Consider the following 13,091-nt stretch of genomic DNA (forward strand, 5'->3'; position numbering starts at 1 on the left):
CTCATGGGCCCTCGAACACCCCGATGCCGTTGGGGACCGGACGCTCGGCGCCGCCGCTCGGATGGTTGAGGACACTCACGGCGTCCGCCCCCGGCCACCGGGCGACCATCGTGGTGGATCCGCCGCCGTCCAGGCTGAAGGCGTCCTCGGACCCCAGCCGCTTCATCGCCCCGGTGACCTCGGCGATGGTGAGGCCGGCGCGGAACTGCGGTGCGCCGTCCAGGGCGAGGAGCTGCATCCGGCGCCCGTGGTCGGAGAAGCCGACCGCGGTGCGTACGGCGGCGGTCCGGTCGTCCAGACCCGGCAGCGGCACGCCGTCGGTCATCATCGGATAGCCGCCGAGCGCGAAGCGGTAGGGCACCTTGGAGGATTTCGCGACCAGCCGGTGCCGTACCCCGACCGGCTCGCCCACGGACAGCTTCCGCAGCTTCTGGGCACCCGCCTCGCGGCCGACGAGCACGGTGGTGCCCCGGGCGATGGGTCCGCTCCCCGGAGTGTCGCCCGCGGTCACGACCCGCCCGTGGCGGACCGTCACCTCATAGGTGTCGGTACTGCACGGCGCGGCCCGGTCCGTGTCCGTACCGCAGGTCGCGCGGACCCGCGAGACGCTTCCCCAGTCCGCGGTGAACGCGCCGACGGAGTCGACCGGGAGCGCGTACTGGTTGAACCCGCCCAGCGGCCAGGTGCCCTCGGGACCGCGGACGGATCCGTCGAGGACCACGTCGTCCAGCCGGGCCCGGCGGTCGACGCCCACACCGAACACGTCCTCGGTGTGGGTGTCGGGCGGCAGCGCGGGCCCGAACCGCTGGCCGTCGGGCACCGCGGCCTTGAGCCCCCGTCCGCTCGCGATCGCGGGGCCCACCGTCGCGCCCGTCGCCTCGACACCCGGATGCTGGGTCTCCGTGATGTTGAAGAAGTCGCCGTTGACCCCGGCCACCGCGCCCCGGGAGTCGGCCAGTTGCGACACCGGAGCCCGCGCCGCCACCGCGCCAGGGTAGAGCAGGTCGACCCGCACATGGGGATTGCGCAGATCGACGTTCAGCACATGCGCGTGGGCCACTCCCTTGGCTCCTGGGATGTCCAGCTCCGTGTACGCGACCCCGGGCGCGACACGGGTCGCGCTCTCCGCGGCGTCGGCCGGCGCCGCCCCCGTCAGGGCCGCACCGGCCAGCGCTCCGGTTGCCGTGAAGACCGTCAGTGCCGTTCTGAACCGTCTGCCAAGACGCGTCACGGTGCCCCCTGATGTCTCGTCAACTCTGCCAGGACTCAGGGGAATTGCACCAGAGACGGGGACCCGGCCCGGTGGCTAGACGCCGACGACGCGGGAACGGATCAGAAAACGCACTCCTTCGGGTGCTTCGAGGGAGAAGCCGCTGCCCCGGCCGGCCACGACGTCCACGATGAGCCGCGTATGGCTCCACAGCTCGTACTGGCTCTTCGAGATCCAGAAGGAGACCGGCTCGGCCACCCCCTCGACCTCCAGCTCGGCCATCAGGACGTCGGAACCGCCGGTGCGGAACTCGCCCTCCGGGTAGCACATGGGGGCGCTGCCGTCGCAGCAGCCGCCGGACTGATGGAACATCAGCGGTCCGTGCAGGGTCCGCAGCCGCCGCAGCAGTTCGGCGGCCGCGGGTGTCAGCTCCACGCGTGGGACGACGTCCATCGGCTCTCCCCCTCGGGTCTCGCGGCTGTCGCGCACCAGCCGACCAGACCGGACGTTGCGAGAGGGTTGCACCCGCCCCGGGGTACGGAAAAGGGCCGGTCCCCGGTGACACCCGCGTGATGCGGGTCCGTCACCGAGGACCGGCCTCGGAAGTGTTCGTGCCGGCCGACGGGGCGTCAGCCGTGGGCGTGGACGGGGTGGGTCAGCAGATGCGCGGAAGCTGCTCGCCGAGCGGCATGTCCACCACCCGGGTGCCGCCCAGGCCGGTGGCCGCGACCACCATGCCGGGGTGGTCGGGGACGCAGTGGCCGATCGCCACGGACTCCTTGCCCAGCGGGTGCGCCCGCATCGCCGCGAGCACCGCGTCGGCGTGCTCGGCCGCCACGAACGCGACCAGCTTGCCCTCGTTGGCCACGTACAGCGGGTCCAGACCGAGGAAGGCGCAGGCGTTGGCGACCGTCTCCGGGACGGGCAGGGACCGTTCGTCGAGCCGGATGCCGACCCGTGCCGCCGCCGCGATCTCGTTCAGCGAGGTCGCCAGGCCGCCCCGGGTCGGATCGCGCAGCACGTGCAGGTCGGGACAGACCGCCAGCATGTCCGCGACCAGACCGGCCAGCGAGGCGGTGTCGCTCTGGATCTCGACGCCGAACTCGAGCCCCTCCCGCACGCTCATGATCGCCACCCCGTGCACCCCGATCGGCCCGCTGACCAGCACCACGTCACCGGGTGCCGCGCGCTGCGGGCGTATGTCGACGCCCTCGGGGATCAGCCCGATCCCGGCGGTGTTGATGAAGACGCCGTCGCCGTGACCGGCGTCGACGACCTTGGTGTCGCCGGTCGCCACCACCACCCCGGCCGTCCGCGCGGCCTCGCCCATCGCCTCGGCCACGCGCCCCACGACGGAGAGCTCGACGCCCTCCTCCAGGATGAACCCGCAGGAGAGGTAGGCCGGAACGGCCCCCGCCATGGCCAGGTCGTTGACCGTGCCGTTGACGGCGAGGTCCCCGATGCTGCCGCCGGGGAAGAACAGCGGCCGTACGACGAAGGAGTCGGTGGAGAAGGCGAGCCGGGCGCCGCCCAGCAGCAGATGGGCGGAGTCGCCGAGTTCGGCCAGCACGTCGTTGCCGAAGGCGGGAGCGAACAGATGCTCCACCAGTTCGGCGGAGAGCGTGCCGCCACCGCCGTGCCCCATCACGATCCTTTCGTGGTCGCGCAGGGGCGCGGGACAGGTCCAGGAGGAGAAGTCGACCGGAGCGTACGCCGAGTCAGCCAACGGAGCTCGCCTCCTTCTGGTCCGGGCTGTCCAGCCGCCGGTAGAGGTAGTAGGCGGCGCAGGCGCCCTCGCTGGAGACCATGGTCGCGCCCAGCGGATTGCGCGGGGTGCACTCCTTGCCGAAGGCGGCGCACTCGTGGGGCTTGATGAGGCCCTGGAGCACCTCGCCGCTGCGGCATACGGTCGACTCCTCGGTCTCGATGTCCGTCACCGAGAAGCGGTGCTCGGCGTCGAACTCGCGGTACTTGGGCGACAGCCGCCAGCCGCTCTGCGGGATCATGCCGATCCCGCGCCAGGCGCGGTCGGTCACCTCGAAGACGTCGGCGAGCATGGCGCGCGCCGTGGGGCTTCCCTCGGGCTGCACCGCGCGCGGATAGGCGTTCTCCACGGTGTGCTCACCCGCCTCCAGTTGGCGCACCGCGCGGCGGATGCCCTCCAGGATGTCGAGCGGCTCGAAGCCCGTCACCACGATCGGCACCCGGTGCCGTTCGGCGAGTTCGGGATACTCGGCCATGCCCATCACCGTGCAGACGTGCCCGGCGGCGAGGAACGCCTGGACCCGGCAGTCGGGCGAGTTCATGATGGCGTCGATGGCCGGGGGCACCTTGACGTGCGAGACCAGCAGGCTGAAGTTGGGGATGCCCAGCTTCTTGGCCTGATAGACGGTCATCGCGTTGGGCGGCGCCGTGGTCTCGAAGCCGATGCCGAAGAACACGACCTGCCGGTCGGGGTTCTCCTGCGCGATCTTCAGCGCGTCCAGCGGCGAGTACACGACGCGTACGTCCGCGCCCTCGCTCTTGACCTTGAACAGATCGCGTCCGCTGCCGGGCACGCGCAGCATGTCGCCGAAGGAGCAGAAGATCACGTCCGGGCGGGAGGCGATCTCCAGCGCCTTGTCGATGATCTCCAGCGGGGTCACGCAGACCGGGCAGCCCGGCCCGTGGATCAACTGGATCTCCTCGGGCAGGAGCTGGTCGATGCCGTGGCGGATGATCGAGTGCGTCTGGCCGCCGCAGACCTCCATGAGCGACCAGGGCCGGGTGGTGATTGCCCTGATGTCGTCGAAGAGCCGTTTGGCGAGGACCGGGTCGCTGAACTCGTCCAGGTACTTCATGACCGCGCCTCCTTCTCGACGCCCTCCAGGGGCGGTGGTCCGGTTCCGGCCGGGCGTTCGGCGCCGGCGTCCCGGGCCGCCTTGCCCCAGGCGTCGCCGAACTCCTCCTCCAGCACCCCGAGGTTCTCGAACAGCTCCAGGGTCTGCTTCGCCGACTCCTCGTCCAGCCGTTGCAACGCGAATCCCACATGGACGATGGCGTAGTCACCGACCTTCATGTCCGGCACGTACTCCAGACACACGTCCTTGACGACACCGCCGAAGTCCACCTTGGCCATCCGCGTCGCGTCACGTTCCTCGATCTCCAGCACTCGGCCGGGTACGGCCAGACACATGACTTGCTCCTGCCTCGCTCGTGCGCCGCGCTAGTCCAGCGACCGGGCGGCGACGACGAGCTGACCGAGGGCCAGACCGCCGTCGTTGGGGGGAACCCTGCGGTGCCTCAGCACGGTGAAGCCGTCCCGTTCCAGGACGGCGCCGCAGGCCTCGGTGAGCAGGGCGTTGCAGAACACCCCGCCGCTGAGGGCGACGACGCCGATGCCCGTCCGTGTCCGCGCCACCGTGCACACCTCCAGGACCAGACCGGTCACGGCCCGATGGAACCGACGGGCCACCCGCCCGGCCCCGGAGCCGGATCCGACATCCGCGACGGCGGCGGCCAGGACCGGCGCCGGATCGGCGATCAGCGGCGCTTCGGGGTCCTGACGGACCGTTCTCAGCATGAACCGGTACGCGTCGTTCCGCTCGTCGTCGGCCAGCGGTCCGGCCAGGTCGCCCAGCGCCGCGTTCTCCAGCTCCATGGCGGCCTGCGCCTCGTACTCCACCCGGTGGCAGACGCCCGCGAGCGAGGACACCGCGTCGAAGAGGCGTCCCATGCTGGACGTCGGGACGCAGTTGAACCCCCGTTCGAGCTGCCGTTCGAGCAGCCGCCGCTCCTCGGGTGTGGCGGCCGCGACGCACGGCAGCTCGTCCCTCCAGGGCAGTCCCGCGGCCCGCAGGTGCGACAGCGCCATGCGGTAGGGATTGCGTACGGCCGCGTCGCCGCCCGGCAGCGGGACATAGCCCAGATGGGCGAACCGCCGGTATCCGTCGTAGTCGGCGATCAGTACCTCACCGCCCCACACCGCCCCGTCGTCGCCGTAGCCGGTCCCGTCGAACGCGACCCCGATCACCGGCGTCGAGCCGTCGAGCCCGTGCTCGGCCATCGCCGAGGCGACATGGGCGTGGTGGTGCTGGACCTGGCGCAGCGTCAGTCCGCGGGCCTCGACGGCGCGCCGTGCCCACAGGGTCGCGCGGTAGCCGGGATGCCGGTCGGCGACGAGCAGGCGCGGCGTGACGGCGGTGAGCTCCGTCAGATGGCCGGTGGCCCGCTCGAAGGCGGTCAGGGTGGCCAGGTCGTCCATGTCCCCGACGTGCGCGGACAGCCAGGCGTAGCGGCCGTCCCCGGCACAGAAGGTGTTCTTCAGGTCGCCGCCCACCGCCAGCGCCGGGACCACCGGCACCGGCAGCGCGATCGGGAAGGGGGCGTAACCGCGCGAGCGGCGCACCGGCAGCTCGGCTCCCGCGCAGACCCGGACCACCGAGTCGTCGCAGGGCACGTGGATGGGCCGGTCGTGCGCGAGCCAGGCGTCGGCGAGGCCCGCCAGCCGGGTCAGCGCCTCGGCGTCGTCGGTGACGATGGGTTCGCCCGAACGGTTCCCGCTGGTCATGACGAGGACGTCGGGACCGGGCGGGTCACCGGGCAGACCGAGCAGCAGCCGGTGCACCGGTGTGTACGGGAGCATGAAGCCGAGGTCGGGGCTGCCGGGCGCGACGCCCGCCGCGATCTCGTCGCCCGTCCCCGCCCGCCGCCGCAGCAGGACCACCGGCTTGCGCGGCCCGAGGAGCAACTCCCGCTCCTCGGGCCCGACATGGGCCAGCCGCCGGACGGTCTCCAGCGAGCCGGCGAGCACCGCGAAGGGTTTGCCACCGCGGTTCTTGCGCTTGCGCAGCGTGCGGACGGCCGCGGGATCCGCCGCGTCGCACGCCAGGTGGTAGCCGCCGATGCCCTTGACCGCGACCACGGCGCCCTCGGCCAGCAGCCGGCGGGCCTCGGCGAGTGCCTCCGCGCCCCGCAGTTCGCCCGGATCGTCCGCTCCCGTGCGCAGGGTGAGCCGGGGACCGCAGGCGGGGCAGGCGATCGGCTGGGCGTGGAAGCGCCGGTCGGCGGGATCCGCGTACTCACGGGCGCAGTCCGGGCACATCGGGAAGCCCGCCATCGTGGTGCTGTCCCGGTCGTACGGCAGCGCGGTCACGATGGTGAACCGCGGACCGCAGTGCGTACAGGTGATGAAGGGATGCCGGTACCGCCGGTCGGCGGGGTCCGCGAGCTCACGCAGGCAGGCGTCGCAGGTCGCGGTGTCCGGGGAGACCAGGGTGCGGCCCGGCCCGCCGGAGGAGGGCCGGATGGTGAACACCGGGCCGTCGTTCTCCAGGGGTACCGCCCGGTGCTCGACCGACTCGACGACCGCGAGCGGCGGGGGCCGGGTCCCCACCCGCGCGCAGAACTCGGCCACGTCGGCGGCCGGGCCCTCCACCTCGGCCTCGACGCCCCGCGCGTTGTTGGTGACCCAGCCGCTCAGCCCCAGTTCCTCCGCGAGGGTGTACACGAAGGGCCGGAAACCCACCCCTTGGACCACGCCCGTGACCGTGACGTGCCGGCGCTCGCGCCCCGGGGCCCGTTTCACGGCGCCTGTCCGTCCACGGGGGCGGGCTCGCGGGCATGTTCGTCTCCGCGCTCGTGCTCCTGCTCGTGCTGGTGGTCGTGCGCGGGGCCGTGGCCGTGGCTGTGGTCGCGGTCGTGCGTGTGTTCGTGCGCACCGCCGTTCCCGTCCCCGCTCCCGTCCCCGTTCTCGTGGCTGTGCAGATACCGCTCGTGCTGCCGGGCCAGGACCGGTACGTGCGCCTCCTCGCCGGCCGCGCAGCGCAGGACGTGCGCCAGCAGGGCGTCGACCCCCTGGCCGGTGCGCGCCGAGGTCTCCAGGACCGGCACCCCGGGATTGACCTGGCGGACCCCGCGCAGGAACGCCTCCCGGTCGAAGCCGACGGCGTCCGCGATGTCGGTCTTCGTGATCACGACCAGGTGCGCGAGCCCGAACGCCGTCGGGTACTTGACCGGCTTGTCCTCGCCCTCGGTCACCGACGCGAGCGCGATGCGCAGGGTCTCCCCGAGGTCGTAGGAGGCGGGACAGACGAGATTGCCGACGTTCTCGACGAACAGCAGCCGGGCGCCCTCCGGCAGCCATCCCTCGAGCCGCCGCTGGAGCATGCCCGCCTCCAGATGGCACAGCCCGTCCGTGAGGATCTGCCGCACCGGCGCCCCGGAGCGGGCCAGCCGTGTCGCGTCGTTCTCGGTCGCCAGGTCGGCGGTGACGGCGGCCGCCGGGGTGCCGCCCGCCACGGCGCGCGCGAGCAGCAGTTCGAGCAGGGCCGTCTTGCCGCTGCCGGGACTCGACAGCAGATTCACCGCCACCGTGCCGCGGTCACCCAGGTAGCCCCGCAGGGCCAGCGCGTTCGCGTCGTTCTTGGCGAGTACGGCCTGATGCAGGTCAACGGTGCGGCACATGGCTCGCCTCCTCGTCGCGTACCGGCAGCCCGGACGGCGCGGACTCCGGCCCGTCGTCCGGGCCCTTCACGCCCTGCACGTTCAGGGACCCGTTCACGGGCCCGTTCGCGTCCGCCGGCCCCTCGGCCAGCGTCACCCGGACGATCTCCAGCTCCCGGCCGCCGAGCAGGGTCAGTGGTGCCCCGCACCCGGCGCACCACAGCACCGGAGGCATCCCGGTCGCCGCCTCGCGGCCGCAGCCCTCGCAGCGGCCCCGGGCATCGACAGTCTCGATCAGCAGGCGTGCCCCCGCCAGCGCGGTGCCCTCCGCGGCGAGCTCGAACGAGAACTCCAGTGCCTCGGGCACCACGCCCGCCAGCTCGCCGATCCGCAGGGTCAGCGACACGACCGCGCGGCCCTGTTCCCGCACGGCCTCCTCGACCTGTTCGACGACCGCCACGGCGATCGACAGCTCATGCACGGACCTCACCTCCCGCCGCCGGTCCGCCGCGCGGTGCCGCCGCGCCCGGATGTGAGGCCCGCGCATGGCTGGTTACCCTGAGAACACGATGACCGGGCAAGAGGTCGAGAGACGCGCTCTGCTCACCCCGGTGCTGCTCCTGTTGCTGGCCGAACGCCAAGGTCATGGCTATGAACTGGTGCAGCGCCTGGGAGCTTTCGGCTGCGGCGACGCGGACCAGGCGCATGTGTACCGGCTGCTGCGGGGCATGGAGAGCAGCGGTGAGGTCACCTCGCACTGGCGCGCCTCGGAGAGCGGCCCCGCACGCCGCGTCTACGCGATCACCCAGCAGGGCGCCATGAACCTCGCCCTGTGGTTCGTGCGCCTGGGTGAACTCCACGGCACCCTGCATCTCTTCCTGGAGCGCTATGTGCAGCTCGAGGACGTCGGTGGCCGCGCCGGTCGCGACGGCGGGAGTCCCCGGGACGGCGGGAGTCCGCGCGCCGGAGCCCGTCCGCCGGATCACACGCATCCGCCGGATCACATGCGCCGCATGCGCAAGTAGCGGCGGATGTCCGACAGGTTCCTCGCGACTCCGTAGGCCACTACGAGGCCCGCGGCCAGGCCAACCCATTGCCATTCCATCCTTGCCTCCATCGTGGTCAGCTCCTCTGGGGTACAGAGGCAGCGCGGTGTACGAGGTCGAGCACCAGGTCGGCGGCGGCGTCCACGGCACCGGCCACCGGGGGAGTCAGGCCCATGCCCTCGCCGGTGTCGAGGGGTTCGCAGCCGATGACGTACACCTCCTCGGGGAGGGTGCCGCCCGCACCGGCGTGCAGGTCGTGCAGCAGGGCCAGCACGGTGGCGGGGTCCATGGCGTGCGTGTCCAGCGGACCGGGTGCGTTCCCCGCCGTGGGAGGTTCGGGGCCGACGTCGATCGTGTAGAGCGTGCCCGGCGGGCCTCCGCGGCTGACGAGGTCCACGAGCACGAGCGTCCGGTACCCCTCCAGCAGCCGGTAGGCGAGATGCACCCCGCGGATGCCGGCGTCCATCAGTTCGACGCCGGTCGGCAGTCCGGGCGCACGGGCGGCGAGCCGTCGTACGGTCTCCACCCCGAACCCGTCGTCCTGGAGGAACACGTTGCCGACTCCGGCGACCAGAATCCGGCCGGTCGCGTGCTCCGCGGCCGGACCGGAGGGGCCGCTGTGCGGGGATCCGGTCATGTCGCCTCCTCCTCCCGCTCCTTCAGCGGTGCCACCTCGTCGGGCTTGAAGTAGAGGAAGCGGCCCTGGGCCCGGCGTACGTCGGTGCCCGGGTCGTCGTCCACGACGACGGCGAGATGCGTCTCGCCGTCGAGGTCGCCGACCACGGCCTCGACCGTGGCGTGCCGGCCGTGCAGGAAGGAGTCCTGGGCGTCGGAGCGCCGGGCGCCGGGGGTGAGCCTGACCCTGCTCCCGGCGCGTACCGTCTCGCCGTCCACGACGACGGCGTCGGGCACCTCGGCGGCCTCGGCGTCCTGCGCCGGATCCCACCAGGGATGCCCGGGACCCTGAGGGAGAGTCGGTCCGGTGTCGGGGGCGGCGGGCCGCGGTTCGCCCGCGGGGCCGTCGCCGGTGACCTCGCGCAGCCCCCGGATCGCCCCGTGCAGCCGTTCGCGGACCGCGCCCGGCATGGCGTCGACCAGGTCGATGACGTCGGCGGCGCGGGCGTCCGTGCCGCGGGCCTCGCGCTTCTCCCGATCGGTGAGCGCGGCCGTGCGCAGCGAGAGGATCTCGTCGATCTCGGTGGCGTCGTAGAGGGGCCCGGGACTCTCCTCGGCGACGGCGGGATGGTCCTCCAGGATGATCGGCGAGGACAGCATGACGTCGTCCGCGCCGGGCGGGCCCGCGAGCACGGGCCAGGTGCTCTCGTTCCGGCAGCTCGCGGCGGCCGGGCGGACCCACTCCGGCGGGTCCGTCAGCGACAGGAACCGTCCGCCGGGTACGCCGAACAGCAGATGGGTGCCGATCAGGCTGTGGGCGAGGGCGGTCTCGCGGTCGGCGTCCGCCCGCTCCGTGACAGCGGTCGTGTTGTGCACACTCACCGTGAGCCGCAGCACCCGGTAGGGTCCGGGCAACTCCTCGACACGCGGCCGCAGTTCTCCGGTCAGTCGCTTTCTGCGCCGCACCAGACGGCCCAGCGTCCGGCCCTCGGCGTCGGTCACCGGTTCGTACTCCACGGCGTCGGGGAGGTCGAACCGTACGGCGTGGACCGGTGCCTGATCGCCCGTCAGCTTGTCGAGCGCTTCATGGATCAGGACACGCTCCTCGTGCCCCTCGTCCCACGGGACCAACACCCGGTCGGGCAGGTCGAGTTCGGGAACCTCCGTGTATCCGCCGTCCGCGTCGAGCCGTTCGACCGTGCGTCGCCGCACGTGCAGGAAGCGCAGTTCGGCGTGGAGCCGGTCGCCCTTGCGGGGCTCCAGCAGACACTCGGTGCGCTGGACGGAGTGTTCCCCGGTCGTGGCGGTCCAGGCGGGCGGCACCAGGACGCCGAACTGCCAGCGCAGTTGGTTCTTCGCGGCGGAGGCACGGTAGGGGTAGAGGACGTATCCCTCGAACAGGACGGCGTCCGCCACCGCCCGGGCCCGTTCGAAGCGGTCCTCCAGCGGATTGCTCATCTCAGTCGGCCCCCTTCGCGTCGGCGGTGGCGAGGAGTTCGTCGAAGACCCGCTCCCAGGAGGGCAGGGCGCGCGCGGACCGGTAGCGGCGCAGGGCGTCCAGGACGTCCAGCCGGACGCGGAGCCAGCCCGAGTTGGGGAAGTACTGCTCGATCATGTTCCGCCAGACGTCCACCGGCATCCGGTACGACGTCTCCTTGTGCCAGGGCACGGGCTCGGCCCGGAAGCCGTCGCGGCCGGTGAACACCGTGCCGGAGAACAGCAGGAGCAGCGGGACCTCGCCGCGGGACAGCGCCCGGAAGTACGACGCGGACGCGACCTCGGTGTCGTAGGTGCAGGGCACCGGGAGATCGACCTCGGTCGAGCCGGTGAACCCCGGGACCGTGATGGAGGTGTGGGCGAACTGGAGCGGCTTGAGCGTGCTGCTCCAGCGGCTCGGCTCACCGAACAGGTCGCCCAGCATGCCGACCTCCTCGGGATCGTAGGACCGCCCGGCGGGCTCGATACGGATCTGGCAGCGCAGCGCGACGGCGTGCACCGGCTGGTGGTCCGCCTCCTCGATGCGCAGCCCGAACAGCAGCGTGGGCCCGGCGCCGAACGGTTCGGGGCGCACACCGGTGCAGGTGAACTGGAGATCGGTCACGGGGCGCCCCCGGAGCTCTCCGCGTTCCCGGCGCTCTCGACCTTTCCGGAGCTCTCGACGTCCCGGGCGGTCCGCGCGCTCCCGGTCCTCTCCAGGCTCCCGGAGTCGTCCCCGCTTCCCGCGTGCTCCAGCGGCCGGGCGCTCGCGGTGATCCGTTCCAGGAACTCCGCGATGTCCGCGCGGGCCTCGGCACCGCCGTCGAAGCCCTTCCAGTGCAGCCGCATCCGTCCGACCAGTTCGTAGCAGACGTCGACCGGGACGAGTGTGCAGGTCACCGCCCCGCCGCGACCGCGGTGCAGCAGCAGCGCCTCCACATCGGGTTCCAGCAGCCCCGCCAGCTCGCTGCGGCCGAGCACCGCGTCCCAGGTCGCCGGGTCGAGTTCGCTCTCGGTGGCGCCCGCCGGGCTCGGATAGAAGGCGGCGAGCCGGCCGAGTTCGGAGTTGCGGAAGAAGAAGGCGAGCGCGACGGGGATCTGCAGCCGGTTCCAGTCGGCCTCGTCCAGGACGAACCCGGGGTCGGTGAGATACCGGTCCGGGACCGCCCGGAACCGGCCCTGTCCCGCGCCCGGCCGGGTGAACAGCAGATGGCAGGGCGGGCAGGAGCACTTCAGGGACCGCCGGGAGGTGTCCACGAGATGCCGGTGTTCGGCCGGCAGCGGCTCCCCGCACAGGTCGCAGCGTTCGCCCTCGGGCGGTGGCCTGCGCTTGAACTGCCTGAGGATGTCGGTGGTCACGGTCCCGCCCCCAGCAGCTCACCGGGCAGTGCCACCCGCACCGACCCGTCCTCCTCCTCCAGCAGGGGTACGGGCTCCAGATGGCCCTGGTCGCCCCGGCCCGCCCGGCGGACGTCGAACGTGGCGCCGCAGCCCGCGCAGACCAGCAGTTCACCGTCCAGGACGGCTCCGGCGAGGCCCGCCGCGCACAGGGGGCAGCGGTCGCGGTACGCGTACAACTGGCCCGGCAGACGGATCAGCAGGAGGGCGCGGCCCGCCACCTCGGTGACTCCGGTGCCGCCGTCGCCCGCAGGCAAGGAACCCGGGACGAGTTCGTACCAGCGCGCCGCCTCGCCCGGTCCCGCGGAGGGCGCCGCCTCGCCCGGGGCGTCGTCCGGGCGGTGCGGCAGGATCTGCAGCAGCGCCGGCTCCGGGCTCCCGTCGGTCATGCCCTCGACCTCGATGTGGGCGATCTCGGGGGCGATCCGGGCGACCGCCTCCTCGATGGTCCAGCGCACGGTCTGGGTGGAGGACGGACAGCCGTCGCAACTGCCGCGCAGCCTGAGCCGCAGCGTCGGACCGTCGGCGGTCTCCAGGTCGAGGCCCGCCACCTCCACGTCACCCGCGTGCGAGCCGAGGTAGGGGCGGACCTTGTCGAGGGCGCGGCCCACCCGGGTCGCGGTGTCCTCGGGGTGCAGATCGTGCAGGATCAGCAGGTCACTGACGAGTTCGTCGGCGGTGAGGACGGCGAGGGGATCCGCGCCGTCCGGGGCGGAGCGCAGCAGGCGTACGGTCCGGGCCAGGCCCTCGCCGTAGAACTCCATGAGGCAGCGCACCAGTTCGTCCGCGATGTCGCGCGCCTCCGGTCCCGCCCGCTGCGCCAGCTCGTCGAGCAGCGCGCCTATCCGCTCGCCCGTCTCCTGTCCGGCCATCGGCAAGCCCCTCTCCTGAGGAAGGTCGATCGCGAGGAAGGACGGATCGCG

Annotated in this window: 15 protein-coding genes; 1 reads left to right on the forward strand and 14 read right to left on the reverse strand. The window is 72.6% G+C overall.

Translation table 11 applies throughout. The annotated features are described in order from the left end of the window. Nucleotide 1: 1 nt before the first annotated feature. From ACZ4TO_RS15980 to ACZ4TO_RS16015, 8 genes are all read right to left on the reverse strand, one after another. Entirely contained in the window at nucleotides 2-1,231 is a 1,230-nt protein-coding gene (locus ACZ4TO_RS15980; RefSeq protein ID WP_468024451.1) for a phosphodiester glycosidase family protein, read from the reverse strand. A gap of 75 nt (nucleotides 1,232-1,306) precedes the next feature. After that, a complete protein-coding gene (locus ACZ4TO_RS15985; protein ID WP_382787029.1) occupies nucleotides 1,307-1,663 on the reverse strand; it encodes a DUF779 domain-containing protein in 357 nt (118 codons plus the stop codon). Between the two features lie 202 nt (nucleotides 1,664-1,865). Then, entirely contained in the window at nucleotides 1,866-2,855 is a 990-nt protein-coding gene (gene hypE, locus ACZ4TO_RS15990; protein ID WP_382787245.1) for a hydrogenase expression/formation protein HypE, read from the reverse strand. A 73-nt stretch (nucleotides 2,856-2,928) separates the two neighbouring features. Continuing rightward, entirely contained in the window at nucleotides 2,929-4,050 is a 1,122-nt protein-coding gene (hypD, locus tag ACZ4TO_RS15995; protein ID WP_385039901.1) for a hydrogenase formation protein HypD, read from the reverse strand. Beyond that, nucleotides 4,047-4,385 carry a HypC/HybG/HupF family hydrogenase formation chaperone gene (locus tag ACZ4TO_RS16000; RefSeq protein WP_382787023.1) on the reverse strand — a complete coding sequence of 113 codons (339 nt, stop codon included), beginning with the start codon at nucleotides 4,383-4,385 and terminating at the stop codon, nucleotides 4,047-4,049. The genes hypD and ACZ4TO_RS16000 overlap by 4 nt, the downstream gene beginning before the upstream one ends. Before the next feature lie 30 nt (nucleotides 4,386-4,415). After that, nucleotides 4,416-6,776, reverse strand: coding sequence for a carbamoyltransferase HypF (hypF, locus tag ACZ4TO_RS16005; RefSeq protein WP_468024452.1), 2,361 nt, complete (start codon nucleotides 6,774-6,776; stop codon nucleotides 4,416-4,418). Continuing rightward, the gene (gene hypB / locus ACZ4TO_RS16010) at nucleotides 6,773-7,654 is read right to left on the reverse strand and encodes a hydrogenase nickel incorporation protein HypB (protein WP_468024453.1); all 882 of its coding nucleotides are present in this window, start codon (nucleotides 7,652-7,654) and stop codon (nucleotides 6,773-6,775) included. Before hypB ends, hypF begins: the two co-directional genes overlap by 4 nt. Next, entirely contained in the window at nucleotides 7,638-8,114 is a 477-nt protein-coding gene (locus ACZ4TO_RS16015) for a hydrogenase maturation nickel metallochaperone HypA/HybF (RefSeq protein ID WP_468024454.1), read from the reverse strand. The genes hypB and ACZ4TO_RS16015 overlap by 17 nt, the downstream gene beginning before the upstream one ends. Nucleotides 8,115-8,202: 88 nt before the next feature. On the opposite strand from ACZ4TO_RS16015, the gene ACZ4TO_RS16020 reads away from it, so the two are divergent. After that, on the forward strand, nucleotides 8,203-8,658 hold the full coding sequence (locus tag ACZ4TO_RS16020) for a helix-turn-helix transcriptional regulator (RefSeq protein WP_385039887.1): 456 nt from the start codon (nucleotides 8,203-8,205) through the stop codon (nucleotides 8,656-8,658). On the opposite strand, the gene ACZ4TO_RS16025 is transcribed toward ACZ4TO_RS16020, so the two are convergent. The 6 genes from ACZ4TO_RS16025 to ACZ4TO_RS16050 are packed head-to-tail and all read right to left on the reverse strand — an operon-like array spanning nucleotide 8,634 to nucleotide 13,040. Beyond that, nucleotides 8,634-8,750: a DUF6893 family small protein gene (locus tag ACZ4TO_RS16025; RefSeq protein ID WP_392180883.1), complete on the reverse strand. Its 117-nt coding sequence runs from the start codon at nucleotides 8,748-8,750 to the stop codon at nucleotides 8,634-8,636. The genes ACZ4TO_RS16020 and ACZ4TO_RS16025 overlap by 25 nt on opposite strands. Nucleotides 8,751-8,755: 5 nt before the next feature. Next, nucleotides 8,756-9,316 carry a hydrogenase maturation protease gene (locus ACZ4TO_RS16030; protein ID WP_468024455.1) on the reverse strand — a complete coding sequence of 187 codons (561 nt, stop codon included), beginning with the start codon at nucleotides 9,314-9,316 and terminating at the stop codon, nucleotides 8,756-8,758. After that, nucleotides 9,313-10,752, reverse strand: coding sequence for a hypothetical protein (locus ACZ4TO_RS16035; protein ID WP_468024456.1), 1,440 nt, complete (start codon nucleotides 10,750-10,752; stop codon nucleotides 9,313-9,315). The genes ACZ4TO_RS16030 and ACZ4TO_RS16035 overlap by 4 nt, the downstream gene beginning before the upstream one ends. Nucleotide 10,753: 1 nt before the next feature. Next, nucleotides 10,754-11,395 carry a DUF6084 family protein gene (locus ACZ4TO_RS16040; protein ID WP_382786999.1) on the reverse strand — a complete coding sequence of 214 codons (642 nt, stop codon included), beginning with the start codon at nucleotides 11,393-11,395 and terminating at the stop codon, nucleotides 10,754-10,756. Beyond that, nucleotides 11,392-12,129, reverse strand: coding sequence for a DUF5947 family protein (locus ACZ4TO_RS16045; RefSeq protein WP_468024457.1), 738 nt, complete (start codon nucleotides 12,127-12,129; stop codon nucleotides 11,392-11,394). The genes ACZ4TO_RS16040 and ACZ4TO_RS16045 overlap by 4 nt, the downstream gene beginning before the upstream one ends. Further along, nucleotides 12,126-13,040 carry a NifU family protein gene (locus ACZ4TO_RS16050; protein ID WP_382786993.1) on the reverse strand — a complete coding sequence of 305 codons (915 nt, stop codon included), beginning with the start codon at nucleotides 13,038-13,040 and terminating at the stop codon, nucleotides 12,126-12,128. Before ACZ4TO_RS16050 ends, ACZ4TO_RS16045 begins: the two co-directional genes overlap by 4 nt. Nucleotides 13,041-13,091: the final 51 nt, after the last annotated feature.

This window comes from Streptomyces sp. NPDC028298, from assembly GCF_055565895.1.